The sequence below is a fragment of the Arthrobacter sp. 05T45 genome (assembly GCF_056395875.1).
Window position 1 is genome coordinate 146,164 of record NZ_JBFTKI010000005.1, and the last position, 13,889, is coordinate 160,052.

14 protein-coding genes are annotated in these 13,889 nt (G+C 67.9%); 6 read left to right on the top strand and 8 right to left on the bottom strand.

Features of this window, described 5'->3' with window-relative positions; genetic code table 11:
- Nucleotides 1–221 precede the first annotated feature (221 nt).
- From AC1DGD_RS08100 to pdhA, 3 genes are read right to left on the bottom strand one after another with little or no spacing between them, the layout of a single operon-like run.
- Nucleotides 222–1,634 (bottom strand): dihydrolipoamide acetyltransferase family protein, encoded by a 1,413-nt coding sequence (locus AC1DGD_RS08100; RefSeq protein WP_476856470.1) that lies wholly within the window; start codon nt 1,632–1,634, stop codon nt 222–224.
- The gene (locus AC1DGD_RS08105; RefSeq protein ID WP_476856471.1) at nt 1,631–2,641 is read right to left on the bottom strand and encodes an alpha-ketoacid dehydrogenase subunit beta; all 1,011 of its coding nucleotides are present in this window, start codon (nt 2,639–2,641) and stop codon (nt 1,631–1,633) included. The genes AC1DGD_RS08100 and AC1DGD_RS08105 overlap by 4 nt, the downstream gene beginning before the upstream one ends.
- A complete protein-coding gene (gene pdhA, locus AC1DGD_RS08110; protein WP_374706662.1) occupies nt 2,641–3,819 on the bottom strand; it encodes a pyruvate dehydrogenase (acetyl-transferring) E1 component subunit alpha in 1,179 nt (392 codons plus the stop codon). The genes AC1DGD_RS08105 and pdhA overlap by 1 nt, the downstream gene beginning before the upstream one ends.
- Before the next feature lie 195 nt (nt 3,820–4,014).
- Between pdhA and AC1DGD_RS08115 the strand changes: the two genes are divergently transcribed.
- Both AC1DGD_RS08115 and AC1DGD_RS08120 read left to right on the top strand, forming a co-directional pair.
- The gene (locus AC1DGD_RS08115; protein WP_026266622.1) at nt 4,015–4,488 is read left to right on the top strand and encodes an Lrp/AsnC family transcriptional regulator; all 474 of its coding nucleotides are present in this window, start codon (nt 4,015–4,017) and stop codon (nt 4,486–4,488) included.
- Between the two features lie 135 nt (nt 4,489–4,623).
- On the top strand, nt 4,624–5,337 hold the full coding sequence (locus tag AC1DGD_RS08120; RefSeq protein ID WP_476856472.1) for a hypothetical protein: 714 nt from the start codon (nt 4,624–4,626) through the stop codon (nt 5,335–5,337).
- A gap of 84 nt (nt 5,338–5,421) precedes the next feature.
- Here AC1DGD_RS08120 and AC1DGD_RS08125 read toward each other — a convergent pair whose 3' ends face one another.
- The gene (locus AC1DGD_RS08125; RefSeq protein ID WP_476856473.1) at nt 5,422–7,038 is read right to left on the bottom strand and encodes a solute symporter family protein; all 1,617 of its coding nucleotides are present in this window, start codon (nt 7,036–7,038) and stop codon (nt 5,422–5,424) included.
- Entirely contained in the window at nt 7,035–7,415 is a 381-nt protein-coding gene (locus tag AC1DGD_RS08130; RefSeq protein ID WP_476856474.1) for a DUF485 domain-containing protein, read from the bottom strand. Before AC1DGD_RS08130 ends, AC1DGD_RS08125 begins: the two co-directional genes overlap by 4 nt.
- Nucleotides 7,416–7,675: 260 nt before the next feature.
- Here AC1DGD_RS08130 and AC1DGD_RS08135 point away from each other — a divergent pair, with 260 nt between their 5' ends.
- The 4 genes from AC1DGD_RS08135 (at nt 7,676) to AC1DGD_RS08150 (ending at nt 11,631) form a co-directional block, all read left to right on the top strand.
- On the top strand, nt 7,676–8,893 hold the full coding sequence (locus AC1DGD_RS08135) for a sensor histidine kinase (RefSeq protein WP_476856475.1): 1,218 nt from the start codon (nt 7,676–7,678) through the stop codon (nt 8,891–8,893).
- A 41-nt stretch (nt 8,894–8,934) separates the two neighbouring features.
- Complete coding sequence (locus AC1DGD_RS08140) at nt 8,935–9,654, top strand: LytR/AlgR family response regulator transcription factor (RefSeq protein WP_476856476.1); 720 nt, start codon at nt 8,935–8,937, stop codon at nt 9,652–9,654.
- A complete protein-coding gene (locus AC1DGD_RS08145; protein WP_230012025.1) occupies nt 9,651–10,073 on the top strand; it encodes a DUF485 domain-containing protein in 423 nt (140 codons plus the stop codon). Before AC1DGD_RS08140 ends, AC1DGD_RS08145 begins: the two co-directional genes overlap by 4 nt.
- 91 nt (nt 10,074–10,164) lie before the next feature.
- A complete protein-coding gene (locus tag AC1DGD_RS08150; protein ID WP_476856477.1) occupies nt 10,165–11,631 on the top strand; it encodes a sodium/solute symporter in 1,467 nt (488 codons plus the stop codon).
- A gap of 121 nt (nt 11,632–11,752) precedes the next feature.
- Here AC1DGD_RS08150 and AC1DGD_RS08155 read toward each other — a convergent pair whose 3' ends face one another.
- Genes AC1DGD_RS08155 through frr form a run of 3 tightly spaced genes read right to left on the bottom strand, consistent with a single transcriptional unit; the run spans nt 11,753 to nt 13,888 of the window.
- Nucleotides 11,753–12,379 (bottom strand): DivIVA domain-containing protein, encoded by a 627-nt coding sequence (locus AC1DGD_RS08155; protein ID WP_051082302.1) that lies wholly within the window; start codon nt 12,377–12,379, stop codon nt 11,753–11,755.
- 31 nt (nt 12,380–12,410) lie between these two features.
- Nucleotides 12,411–13,331: a phosphatidate cytidylyltransferase gene (locus AC1DGD_RS08160; protein ID WP_079551459.1), complete on the bottom strand. Its 921-nt coding sequence runs from the start codon at nt 13,329–13,331 to the stop codon at nt 12,411–12,413.
- On the bottom strand, nt 13,331–13,888 hold the full coding sequence (gene frr / locus AC1DGD_RS08165; RefSeq protein ID WP_018774548.1) for a ribosome recycling factor: 558 nt from the start codon (nt 13,886–13,888) through the stop codon (nt 13,331–13,333). Before frr ends, AC1DGD_RS08160 begins: the two co-directional genes overlap by 1 nt.
- Nucleotide 13,889 lies beyond the last annotated feature (1 nt).

The following is a 13,889-nucleotide window of genomic DNA, read 5'->3' on the forward strand; positions in this document are numbered from 1 at the left end:
CCCCGCCCCGGGCGCCCTCCCGGGTCCACGTGTCCACCGCCCACGTGTCCACCCCATGGCGACTTAGGCACGGAGACGCCGTCAACGGGGCCGCCGCCGTCGAAATTGTCCTCCATGCGCCCCGGGACGGCGACAACCCCGCCCAAAGGAGCCCGCACACCACGAAGCTGCCGGCTGCCCCTTCCTTTCGGACGGGGCAGCCGGCAGCTGTGTAGAGGGACCTAGACCATCGCGAGGACCATGCCCGGATCGGCCAGCATGGCGCCGAGGTCCTGGAGGAACCGCGAGCCCTGCTCGCCGTCGACCAGACGGTGGTCGAAAGACAGGCTGAGCGTCATGACCTGGCGCAGCGCGACCTCGTCCTTGTACTCCCACGGCATCTTCCGGACCGCGCCGAGGGCCAGGATGGCTGCCTCGCCCGGATTCAGGATGGGCGTGCCGGCGTCAATGCCGAAGACGCCGATGTTCGTGATGGAGATCGTGCCGCCGGAGAGCGCCTCAGGGCTTGTCTTCCCGGCCCTGGCCGTGTCCGTCAGTTCCGTCAGGGCCAAGGAGAGATCCATGAGGGACATCCGGTCCGCGTCCTTGATGTTCGGAACCGTCAGCCCCCGCGGGGTCGCGGCCGCGATGCCCAGGTTCACGTAGTTGAACTGGACGATCTCCTGGTTGGCCTCGTCCCAGCGGGCGTTGAGGGTCGGGTGGTTGCGCAACGCAATCAGCACGGCCTTGGACACGAGCGTCAGCGGGGTGAGCTTGTACCCGGCGAACGCGCGACTGGCCTTGAGCCGTGCCAGCAGCTCCATCGTGGGCGTGACGTCGACGGTCAGGAACTCGGTGACGTGCGGCGCGGTGAAGGCACTGGCCACCATGGCGGCGGCCGTGAACTTCCGCACGCCCTTGATCGGCGTGCGGGTCTCGCGCTCGCCCGGGGCCTGGACAAGCCCTGCGGCCTGCGCCGTCGCACCGGCGGGCTCCTGGGCGGCCGCGGGCAGGTCCCCGCCGCCGACGAAGTTCAGCACATCGTCGCGGGTGATGAGCCCGCGCTCCCCGGTACCGGGCACGGCCTCAAGGTCGACGCCGAGATCCTTGGCCAGCTTGCGCACCGGAGGCGTGGACCGCGGGCGCTCCCCCGGCGCGGATGCCGCCGAGGTTTCGACCGCCTTGGATTCGGCCGGCTCGGCCGCGCGGACTGGTGCCACCAGCTCGGCCGCGACGGCCGGAGGGGCCGCTGGGGCCGCTGGGGCCGCGAAGGTGCGGGCGCGGCGGGCCGGCCGACCGGAGGCTTCCAGGACGGCGCCATAGCCCACGAGGTTCGGCTCACGCTTGCCGCCTGCGGCCCCGTCCGCACCAACACCGCCGCCGGAATCGGCGGCGCCGTCGTCGCCCTCGATCTCGAAGGAGACGATCGGCTTCCCGACCTCAACAACGGTGCCGGGCTGTTCGTGCAGGGCCGCGACAACGCCGGCAAACGGCGAGGGCAGCTCGACGACGGCCTTGGCCGTCTCTACCTCGGCGATAATCTGGTTGAGGGTGACGGTATCCCCTACCGCGACCTTCCAGGCGACGATTTCCGATTCCGTCAGTCCCTCGCCGAGGTCCGGGAGCCTGAATTCCTTGATCATGGTGGCGCTCATCCTTCCAGCCCGCTGAGGGAGTTGGGGCGGCCGAGGGCACGGTCGACGCCGTCGAGAATCCTGTCAAGGCCCGGCAGGTGGTGCATTTCCAGCTTGGAGTAAGGGTAGGGAACATCGAAGCCGGTCACGCGGACGGGAGCGGCCTCGAGGTGGTAGAAGCAGCGCTCGGTGATGCTCGCGGCGACTTCGGCGCCGAGGCCGCCGGACTGGCTGGCCTCGTGCGTGATGACCAGACGGCCGGTCTTGCGGACCGAGGCCTCAAGGGTGGCGAAGTCCAGTGGTGCCAGCGAGCGCAGGTCGACGACCTCAACCGAGATGCCTTCGTCGGCGGCCGCCATGGCGGCGTCGCGGGCGGTCTTGACCAGCGGGCCGTAGGCCACGAGGGTGACGTCCGTGCCCTCGGTGACAACACGGGCCTTTTCCATGGACAGGGCAGAGCTCAGGTCGACGCTCTCGTCCACCTCGCCCTTGTCGTGGTAGCGCCGCTTGGGCTCGAAGTACAGGACGGGATCGTCGGAGGCGATGGCTTGCTGGATCATGGTGTAGGCGTCCTGGGGGTTGGACACGCTGATCACGCGCAGCCCCGAGGTGTGGGTGAAGTAGGCCTCGGGCGATTCCGAGTGGTGCTCCGGCGAGCCGATGCCGCCGCCGAACGGGACGCGGATGGTGATGGGCATCTTGACCGCGCCCTGGGTGCGGTAGTGCATCTTGGCGACCTGGCTGACGATCTGGTCGAACGCCGGGTAGATGAAACCGTCGAACTGGATCTCCACCACCGGACGGTACCCGCGGTATGCCAGGCCGACGGCGGTGCCCATGATGCCGGACTCGGCGAGCGGGGTGTCCACGACGCGGTGCTTGCCGAAGTCTTTCTGCAGCCCGTCGGTGACACGGAAGACACCGCCAAGGGCGCCGATGTCCTCGCCCATCAGGACCACCTTGGGATCGTTTTCGAGGGACTTGCGCAGGCCCGAATTGATGGCTCGGGCAAAGGTCATCTGCGTCATCAGCGTGCACCTTCTTCAGAAGCGGCTTCTGCGGGATCGCCGAAGGAAGCCAGGTAACGGGAGTAGTGCTCCTGCTGGCGGTCCAGCCAGGAGTTGGGCGTGCTGTACACGTGCTTGAAGATATCCAGCGGCTGCGGCTCGGGCATGTTGATGGTGCCGGCCCGGAGTTCCTTGGCCACTGCGTCAGCTTGCGCGGCGACGGCGGCCTCGAGGTCCGCGGTCAGCAGTCCCTTGCGCTCGAGCAGCGACTTCATCCGGCTGATCGGGTCCTTGGCGGCCCAGTCTTCGAGTTCGTTGGCATCCCGGTAGCGGGTGGGGTCGTCCGCCGTCGTGTGCGGGCCCATCCGGTAGGTCACGGCCTCGATGAAGGTGGGGCCGCCGCCGCGCCGGGCACGGTCCAGGGCAATGCGGGTGGCTGCCATGACGGCGAGGACATCGTTGCCGTCGACCCGCATGCTGGGGATGCCGAAGCCTGAGGCGCGGTCCGCGAGCTGGATGTGCGACTGCAGCCGGACGGGTTCGGAAATGGCCCAGTGGTTGTTCTGGCAGATGAAGACGACGGGCGCCTGGAAGCTCGCGGCGAAGACCATGGCTTCGTTGACGTCGCCTTCGCTCGTGGCGCCGTCGCCGAAGTAGGCCACGGCGACACAGTCGGCGCCGTCGTTCTGGATGCCCATGGCGTAGCCCGTGGCGTGCAGGCTCTGCGCGCCGATGATGATCTGCTGGGTGGCAACGTTGACGGTGAACGGGTCCCAGCCGGCGGAGGCGTTGCCACGCCAGGCACGGACGAGGTCCTCCGGCTTCACTCCCCGGCAGTAGGCGACACCGTTGTCGCGGTAGCTCGGGAAGACAAAGTCGTCCTCGCGGAGGGCGCGGGCCGAGCCGATCTGGGATGCTTCCTGGCCGAGCAGTGGCGGCCACAGTGCCAGTTCGCCCTGCCGCTGGAGGGCCGTGGCTTCAGCATCGATCCGGCGGATGACCACCATGTCCTCATAGAGCGCGCAGAGCTGCTCATCGCTGACGTCCTGGAGCCAGGGATCGAACTCGGGATGGCTGATGCGCTCGCCCGCCGGGGTGATGAGCTGGACGAGGTCGCCGCCCGTCCGCCTCATAGAATTTTCACTGTTTCCGGGGCCCCCGGCGGCAATGCCGCCCTTGCCCGCGTCGTCGGTAAACACTGTTGTCCGCACCTTCTGACGTCGTCTGACCGGAACTCGCAGGACTCGTGATCCCGCGGCGCGCCAGCCGCCCGGGCGCCGTTGCCCCGGATAATTGTGACCCTACTCACAATGCTCATCGGGTACAACCACCCGCAAAAATATTGAGCATTATGCCCTGTTTGGTGTCCGCCAACCGTGCTAATCTTGCGCATTATGCAAACCTTGGATGGCACTGACACCCGCCTGCTTTCGGCCATGGCGCGGGACCCCCGCCGGACCGTGGTTGCCCTCGCCCAGAAGCTCGGACTCTCGCGCAATACGGTGCAGGCCAGGATGGCCCAGCTGGAGAAGAAGCACGTGTTCCTCTCCTTCGAGCGGCGGATCAACCCGGTGTCCCTGGGGTACCCGCTGATGGCTTTCATCTCCGTCCACGTCCAGCAGCAGAAGCTCGGCCCCCTCGCCGTCGAGCTCGCCGGGATTCCGGAAATCCTGGAGGGCTACGGCCTGACGGGCTCGGCGGATCTGCTCCTGCGGGTGGTGGCGCTCGACGCCGAGGACCTGTTCCGGATCAACGGCAAGATCCTGGCGTGCGACGGCGTGGACCGGACCGATACCGCACTGGCGATGGGCGAGCTGATCCCGTTCCGGATCCAGCCCCTGCTGGAGCGCGGATCCGCCGATAACTGATCCGCTTTTCGTCTGTGCCGTGGGCGGCCGCGGCGCTAGGCTGTGTCCGTTGGGTCCCCCTGAGTCCTTGGGTCCGCGCACGCGGCCCAGTGCAACAGGCAGTGGCTTGTCTGGACTGCCGGAAAGGCTTGAACCGTGAGCAGTCCCGAGGAACCACACCGCCCCGTACCGCCGCAGCCCGGGCATGAGCCTGCAGCCGGCCACCCGGCGCCCGGCCAGCCGCCCGTTCCGTACTACGCCCCGCCGCCCGGGCCACCCGCCGACGCCGCGGTGCCCAACTACGCGGCACCCAGCTACCCGCCACCCGCGACCGGCGCGGCACCCAGCTACCCGCCACCCGCCGACGGCGCACCTCCGTACTACGGCGGTCCGGGGCAGCCGCCGCCCTACTACGGCGGCGCCGCCCTGCCGCCCCCGAAAAAGAGCCGCAAGGCCCTGTGGATTGTCCTCGGGATCGTCGGCGGTGTGCTCCTGCTGGTAAGTGCCGGCGCCGTCGTCCTGCTCAACGTGGTGGGCGGAGCCACCAACCAGGCACGGGGCATCGCTGACGATTTCACGAAGATGCTCATCGCCGGTGAGGTCAGCACCGCCTACGAGAAGTACCTGGATCCGGCCCTCATGCGGAAGATTTCGCCGGAGGAGTTCGCCGCGGGGGTGCAGAGCCTGGAGCTTGACGGCAGCTGTAAACCGAACTTTTCAAGCCTCAACGTCAGCTCCAACAACGGCTCCAACGCCGCCGACGTGGCCGGAACGATCGACTGCGACACGAAAAGTGTGGAGCTGGCCTACCGTTTCGAGGGCCACGACGAGCTGAAGATGGTGAACATTCGGCTGAGGCCTCAGCGCTGACCTCGAAAAACCCTGTCGAAGCGCCCATCCACAAGAGAAGCTCCCGTGCTGCTGCACGGGAGCTTCTCTGCTGGTGCAGCCTTCCTAGTGGTTGGTAGCCTTTTCGGCGCCCACCCCGGTCAGGGAACGGACCTCCATTTCGGCCTGCTTTGTGGCGTCTTCCTTCCGCTTGTCCAGGACGGTGCCCAGCCAGCCCAGGAAGAACGCGAGCGGGATGGAGACGATGCCCGGGTTGCTCAGCGGGAAGATGGCGAAGTTGGCGCCGGGGATCATCGACGTCTTGGCCCCGGAGACCACCGGGGAGAGCGCAATTAGGATGATGGCCGCGGACAATCCGCCGTACATGCTCCACAGGGCTCCCTGGGTGGTGAACCGGCGCCAGAACAGCGAGTAGAGGATGGTCGGAAGGTTGGCGGAGGCAGCCACGGCGAAGGCGAGCGCGACGAGGAACGCGACATTTTGTCCGTTGGCGAAGATGCCGCCGGCGATGGCCAGCAGCCCGATCACCACCACGGTGCGGCGGGCAACCTTGACCTCGGTGGCGGCGTCGGCCTTCCCCTTGGCGATGACGCTGGCGTAGATGTCGTGGGCGAAGGATGCCGCCGCGGTGATCGTCAGGCCGGCGACGACGGCCAGGATGGTCGCGAAGGCCACCGCCGAGATGAAGCCCAGGAGCAGCGGACCGCCGAGGTGGAAGGCGAGCAGCGGCGCAGCCGAGTTGACGCCGCCCGGGGCTGCCTTGATGGTGTCGGCACCCACCAGCGCAGCTGCGCCGTAGCCCAGGACCAGGGTGAACAGGTAGAAGATGCCGATGAGCCAGATGGACCACACCACCGACTTGCGGGCTTCCTTTGCGGTCGGAACCGTGTAGAAGCGCATCAGCACGTGCGGCAGGGCTGCGGTGCCGAGCACCAGGGCCAGGCCGAGGGACAGGAAGTCGACCTTGGAGGTCTCCGTCTTGCCGTACTGCAGTCCCGGGTTGAGCAGGTTCGGGTTGCCCGAGGTTTCCACCGCGCCGCCCAGCAGGTCGGAGAGGTTGAAGCCGTAGATCGCGAGGACCCAGAAGGTCATGACTGCCGCGCCGGCGATCAGGAGCATGGCCTTGATGATCTGAACCCAGGTGGTGCCCTTCATGCCGCCGATCAGGACGTACATGATCATCAGGGCGCCGACGACGATGATCACCAGGGCTTGTCCGCCCCAGTCGCTGATGCCCAGGAGCAGTGAGATGAGGCTGCCGGCACCGGCCATCTGGGCCAGCAGGTAGAAGAAGCAGACGGCCAGCGTGGAGATGGCTGCCGCGATGCGCACGGGGCGCTGCTTGAGCCGGAAGGAGAGGACATCGGCCATGGTGAACTTGCCGGTGTTGCGGAGCAGCTCGGCGACGAGCAGCAGGGCGACGAGCCAGGCGACGAGGAACCCGATGGAATACATGAAGCCGTCGTAGCCGTTGATGGCGATGGCTCCGGTGATGCCCAGGAAGGACGCTGCGGAGAGGTAGTCGCCGGCGATGGCGGTGCCGTTCTGCGGGCCTGTGAAGGAACGTCCGGCCGCGTAGTAGTCGGCCGCCGTCTTGTTGTTGCGGCTGGCCCTGATCACAATGACCATGGTGATCGCGACGAAGAGGGCGAAGATGCCCATGTTCAGCAGGGTGGTGTCCTTGAGATCCGCAACGTTTACTGAGGGAACCATGAATGTCATTTTGCTGTCCCCCCAACCGGGTTGCCGTGCTTGTCGAATTCGTGCCCCTCGATTTCCTGGCGGATCGCGGAGGCAATGGGGTCCAGCTTGCGGTTCGAATAGCTGACGTACCAGCCGGTGATCGCGAACGTGGAGACAAACTGCAGCAGGCCCAGGATCAGGCCCACGTTGATGTTGCCCCAAAGCTTGATCGACATGAATCCGACCGCGTAGTCGGCCAGCAGGACATAGGCGAAGTACCAGAGCAGAAAGGCAATGGATAGCGGGAAGACAAAGCTGCGGTGACGGGTGCGCAGTTCCTGGAACTGCTCCGTCGACTGGACTTCCTTGAAGTCCACGGCCGCCGCAGCGTCCGTTTCTTGGGCGTCGTGACCCATCGGTTCCTCCTCATTGAGACTGGTGAGTCCACACCGGTTGCCGTGGTCTGCGCGGGACGCACCCTGCAACCCATCCTGCCGATGTGACTGCAATCACTGTGCACCGTGACGTGGGCTACCTACCACAGCCGGGGCAGCCTGCGTCGCTCAGCGGTCCCGGCGCTGCGCCAAACGGCGCCCGATACACCTGTTTCGCGGCCATCGGTGTCCGGGCACGTGCCAGAGCCGTCAGCCCCGGCACCGGCGGTAGGCTGGGCATCATGCCGGACTCTCCCCTGTTCACCGCCGCCGCCGTCGCGGTGATCGCCATGGCGATCACGGTGGTTGTCGCCGTCGGGCTCCAGGTCCTCCGCTCCTTCCGCGACCTCGGCACCGATGCCGAGCGCGCCACTTACACGACGCTCCACGCCGCGTCCCGGGCCGGCCAGTACCTGCGGACCGGCCTGAACCCTGCCGGTGCGGCCAAGGCCAGCCGGCAACTGCGCAGCATCCTGGGCTGCGATGCCCTCGCCATCACCGACACAACCGGCGTGCTCGCGTGGGACGGCGCCGCCGAGGAGCTCAAGCCTGCCCTGATGGGGCTCGCGTCAAAAGTGTTCGACGGCGGCCACCTCGCCGTCATTCCGGCGGGCGAACTCCAGCTCCTGGCCGCTGGCGTCGGCGGCATGACGCTGGCGCCGGAGGTGGAGCGCGCCGTCGTGATCGCCCCGATCAAAACCGGCACGCGTGTGGTGGGTGTGGTGGCCGCCTTCGCGCCGGCCGCCGGGGCGGGACTGGTCCGCGCCACCGGGGAGGTGGCTGACTGGGTGGCCACGCAGGTGGAACTGGCCGAGCTCGACGCCTCCCGCACGCTCCTGATGGAAGCCGAGGTCCGCGCCCTCCGCGCCCAGATCAGTCCGCACTTCATCTACAACTCGCTCAACGCGATCGCATCCTTCATCAACACGGATCCGGTCCGGGCGCGCGAGCTCGTGGTGGAGTTCGCCGATTTCACCCGCTACTCCTTCCGCCGCCACGGCGACTTCACCACCCTGGCCGAGGAACTGCGCTGCATCGACCGCTACCTGCTCCTGGAGCGGGCCCGGTTCGGGGACCGCGTCCAGGTCAGCCTGCGGATCGCTCCCGAGGTGCTCAGCACCGTGATCCCCTTCCTGAGCCTGCAGCCGCTCGTGGAAAACGCGGTCCGGCACGGGCTGGAGGCCAAGGAGGGCCCGGGCCACATCTCCATCACTGCGAATGACTCCGGTGCCTTCGCGGAAGTGACGATCGAGGACGACGGCGTGGGCATGGACCCCGACCAGCTGCGCGCTGTCCTTGCCGGGCACAGCGACGGCGACCACGTCGGGCTGCGCAACGTCGACGCCCGCCTGCGCCAGGTGTACGGCGACGACAACGGCCTCGTGATCGAGACCGCGCCCGGCGAAGGCACCCTGATCACGATGCGCGTCCCCAAGTCCCAGCCCCGGCACGATGCCTGATTCCGGTCGGGCAAGAATGCCTGCGGCAGTACGCTAGAGCCATGATTAACGTCCTCGTCGCCGACGACGAGCTCCCCGCCGTTGAGGAACTGGCCTTCCTGCTCGGCCGGGATGACCGGATCGGCGCCATCCACCGGGCGTCCTCAGGCGCCGAGGCCCTGCGTGCCCTCGAGGCCGAAGACGTCGACGCCGTGTTCCTCGACATCCACATGCCGGCGCTGTCCGGGCTGGACATTGCGCGGGCCATCTCCCGCAGCGCCCGCCCGCCCGCCGTCGTTTTCGTCACTGCCGACGAGGACTGCGCGCTGGAGGCCTTCGAGCTCGCGGCCGTGGACTACCTCCTCAAGCCCGTGCGGGCCGAAAGGCTGGCAAAGTCGATCGGACGCATCAGCGAACTGCTCAAGGATGGTGCCCCTGCACCCGAAATGATCACCGTGGACCTGGGCGGGACCACCAAAATGATCCGTCGCGAGGACGTGACCTACGTCCAGGCGCAGGGTGATTACGCCCGGCTGCACACCGCCGATGCCAGCTACCTCATCAGGGTTCCGCTGGCGGACCTCGAACAGCAGTGGGCCGACGCCGGATTCGTCCGCATCCACCGCTCCTACCTGATCGCGCTGAGCCACGTCAGCCACTTGAAGCTCGCCGCAGCGCGGCCCAGCGTCACCGTGGCTGGAGCTGAACTGCCTATCAGCCGCCGGCACCTGCCTGCTGTCCGGGAAAAGCTCGGCGCAACCCGTATCCGGCCGCAGGCATGACAAGGGTCCGGGTCACGGCGCCGCGCAGCGTCACACCAAACAGCGCCACACCAAACGGCACCGCACCAAACAGCACCGCAGCAAACAGCGCCGCCCTGAACGGCGGGCGCTCCGCGGCAGCCTCCCGCGAAGCGGAGGAGGAGACCGACGCCGGGCAGTTGTTCGTCCGTTCGCTCATCCGGTCCCAGCTCCGGCTGGGCCTCGTGGTGGCCCTGGGATTCCTGCTGATCATGCTCGCCTTCCCGCTGATGCTGGGGCTGGTCCCCGGCCTGGCGGACTCCACGATTGCCGGCCTTCCCTTCGACTGGGTCCTGCTGGGGGCCGGGATCTATCCCGTGATCGGCCTCAGTGCCTGGCTGTACGTGCGGACCGCGGCCAGGAACGAGGCCCGCTACCGGGACCTCGCCGGCGACAAATGACCGAACAGGTGAGGACCCACGTGAACGGCCCGGCGGGCGGCCACGCACGGGGCCCGGTGGGCGGCCACCCACGCGGCCGGGTGAACGGCCGGTGAACCCCGTCGTCGGCGTCGCGGCGTTCGCCGCCGTCTCCCTCGCCACGGCTGTGATTGGTTTCTACGGGTTACGGATCTCGCGCACCACCGGGGACTTCTACGTGGCGTCCCGGACGGTCAAGCCGTGGTGGAACGCCTCAGCAATCGGCGGGGAGTACCTCTCGGCTGCGAGCTTCCTGGGGGTCGCCGGGCTCATCCTGCTCTCCGGTACCGACGCCCTGTGGTATCCGGTGGGGTACACGGCCGGATACCTGATGCTGCTCTTGTTCGTCGCCGCTCCCCTGCGCCGCTCGGGCGCCTACACGATCCCTGACTTCACCGAGGCGCGCCTCGATTCGCGTGCCGTCCGCCGCGTCACAAGCCTGGTGGTGGTCCTGGTCGGCTGGCTCTACATCGTCCCGCAACTCCACGGCGCCGCCCTGGCCATCCGGATCACCACCGGGCTGCCGGCGTGGGTAGGCCCGGTGGCGGTGGTCGCCGTCGTCTGCATCACCGTGGTGGCGGGCGGGATGCGCTCCATCACGTTTGTCCAGGCGTTCCAGTACTGGCTGAAACTGACGGCGGTGGCGGTGCCCATCGTGTTCATGCTGCTGGTGCTGGGCGGCAACAGCTCCCCGGCGGAGGCAGCCCCCGCGGTGAATCCGACGGCGCTGGCACCCTCAGGCCCCTATCAGATCATTTCGTTGCTCGTGGCCCTGCTCTTCGGAACCCTCGGCCTGCCGCACGTGCTGGTCCGGTTCTACACAAATCCGGACGGACAGTCGGCCCGCCGCACCACCCTGATTGTCCTGGGCCTGCTCTCGGTCTTCTATCTGTTCCCCACGGCCTACGGCATGATCGGCCGGGCCTACGCCCCCGACCTCGCCCAAAGCGGGCCGGCCGATGCCCTGGTGCTGCTGCTGCCTGGCCGCCTGGTGGGCGGGGCGGCCGGCGACCTGCTCTCTGCGCTGGTGGTGGCGGGGGCGTTTGGGGCGTTCCTGTCGACGACGTCGGGCCTGGTGGTCTCTCTGGCCGGCGTTATCAGCCAGGACGTGTTCGGCGGCAGCGTGCGGGGCTTCCGGCTGGCAGCGCTGATCTCGGCGCTGGTGCCTCTGGGAATCGCGTCGATGACCGAGTCGCTGGCACTGGCCGGCAGCGTGGGGCTCGTGTTTGCCTTTACCGCGTCCACGATCTGCCCTGTCCTGCTGCTGGGCATTTGGTGGCGGGGACTGACGGACGCCGGGGCAATCGCGGGCATGGCGACCGGCGGCGTGCTCTGCGGCAGCGCGATGGTGGCCGGTTCGGTGCTGGGGGCGGCAGAGACGCCGTCGTGGCTGGCGCAACCGGCCGCGTGGACGGTACCGGCCGCGTTCGCCGTCACGATCCTGGTGTCGCGGGCCACGCGGGGCCGGGTGCCGCGGACAATGACGCGGCTGATGACCCGGCTGCACACCCCGGAACGGCCGCTCGCGACGGAACGGTGACCCTGGCGGGGCTCCGGGCGGGGCTCCGGCAACGCTGAACCTGCGGTCGCGATCCGGCGTCGGTGACCCGGGCGGGTGGTTGGCCGGTGGGGCTCCAGGCGTGGGTCCGCGCGGGGCCTGACTAGTCGATGGCCGCCATGAGCTCGACGGCGCGCTCCAGGAATGCGTCGACCTGGCTTTCCTCGTAGCCCTCCCGGCCCACGGCGGGACGGAACACGGCGCGCCGGACGTTGTCCACGCTCAGCGGCTGGTCCTCCTCGAGGTAGCCGATCAGCTCGTGGCAGAGGTCGTCGACGTCGGTGGTGTTGTAACTGCGGGCCTTGGGCTTGGACGGGCGCCGGAAGCGTTGGCCGTCCGGGCGGTGCAGGCGGCCGCGCAGGACGCCCGCGAGCCGGCCGATTTCGCGCAGCCAGGCATCTTCGCCGCGTTCGGCAACGAGCTCATCGCGCTCGCGCCGGGCGAGGGCGTCTTCGAGCCGGTCCAGCGCGGCGTCCACGCCGGCGGCGGCGTAGCCGCCCTTCACGGGATCGAAGGACACGGCGCGGACGTCCGAGCTCTTGATGGCGCGGGAGGCCGAGGACGGAGCTTCGAATGACACCCGTGCGCGCTGCAGGAAATCGTCGACCTGCCTGGCGTTGTAGCCATACTGGTTCCGCTGCACGCGGTCAAAAGACGCAGGAATCTGCCGTTGAATGTCCACTGTTACTTTGTTCCTTTGATGCCGTTCGGCTGGTTTGCTCGGCACCATTCTAGGCGCCGGAAGTGCTGGTCCGGTGCTTCTAGGCGGCGGTGAGGGCCGAGAACAGGATGAACGCCACCGGCGAGGCGAAGACAATCGAGTCCAGCCGGTCCATGACGCCTCCGTGTCCGGGGAGGATGCTGCTCATGTCCTTGATGCCGAGCTCGCGCTTGACCATGGATTCGGCGAGGTCGCCGGCGGTGGCGGCTGCCACCATGCCCACGGCGAGCACAACGCCGAACCACCACGGTTCGCCCAGCACGAAGATCATGGCCAGCACGCCCACGACGACGGCCCCGGCGATCGAGCCGGCGAAGCCTTCCCAGGTCTTTTTGGGGCTGATCTTGGGGGCCATCGGATGCTTGCCCAGGGAGGCGCCCACGAGGTAACCGAAGGTGTCGTTGGCCACCACCAAAAGCAGCAGGGTCGCGATTTCCCACGCACCCGCCGGAATCACCCCGTCAGGCCACAGGCCTACCGGCGTCTCGCCGTCGGCGGTGTGCAGCAGCAGCGCCGCAAAGCTGATCAGGAACGGCACCCAGGACAGGGTGAAGACCCCTGCGAAAATGCTCCGCGCCGAACCGGCGGCGCCCTCCAGGGTCCGCCACAACAGCACCGCCACGCTGCTGACGAGCATGGCGAAGAGCAGGCTTTCGAGGCCGCCGAAGTAGGCGGCGATCGGCATGGCGACCGTGCCGACCATCACCGGCACGATCGGCAGGCGGGTGCCTGCGGCCTCCAGCGCACGGAAGATCTCCCAGACGCCGAAGATCGCAAAGGTGGCGGTCACCAGGACGAAGCCCAGCGGGAGGAACAGCAGGCCGCCGAGGACGCACACCAGCATGCCAACGCCCACCACGGTAGCGGCGGGCAGGTTCCGGCCCGCTTTGGGCGTTGGGTTCTCGCGCTGCTTCCCCCGCCTCCGGGCGCGCGGCCCGGAGGCCTCCTGTGCCTGATTCATCAGACCTCGAGCAGCTCAGCTTCCTTGCGCTTGAGCAGCTCGTCGATCCCGTCCACGTGTGCCTTGGTCATGGCGTCGAGTTCCTTCTCACCGCGCGCGCCTTCGTCTTCGCCGGCGTCGCCGTCCTTGACGAGCTTGTCCAGCGTTTCCTTGGCCTTGCGGCGGATGTTGCGGATGGACACCTTCGCGTCCTCACCCTTGGACTTGACGATCTTGACGTATTCCTTGCGCCGTTCGGACGTCAGCTCGGGAATGGTGATCCGGATGACGTTGCCGTCGTTGGACGGGTTGGCGCCGACCTCGGAGTCGCTGAGGGCACGTTCGATGTCGCGCAGGGCCGTCTTGTCGTACGGGGTGACGAGGATGGTGCGGGCATCCGGGACCGCGAAGGAGGCGAGCTGCTGCAGCGGCGTCGGCGTGCCGTAGTACTCGACAATGACCTTGTTGTACAGGCCAGGCGTCGCGCGGCCGGTCCGGATCGAGGCGAAGTCTTCCTTGGCTACCTCAACTGCCTTGTCCATCTTGTCCCCGGCTTCGAGCAAGGTTTCTTCGATCACG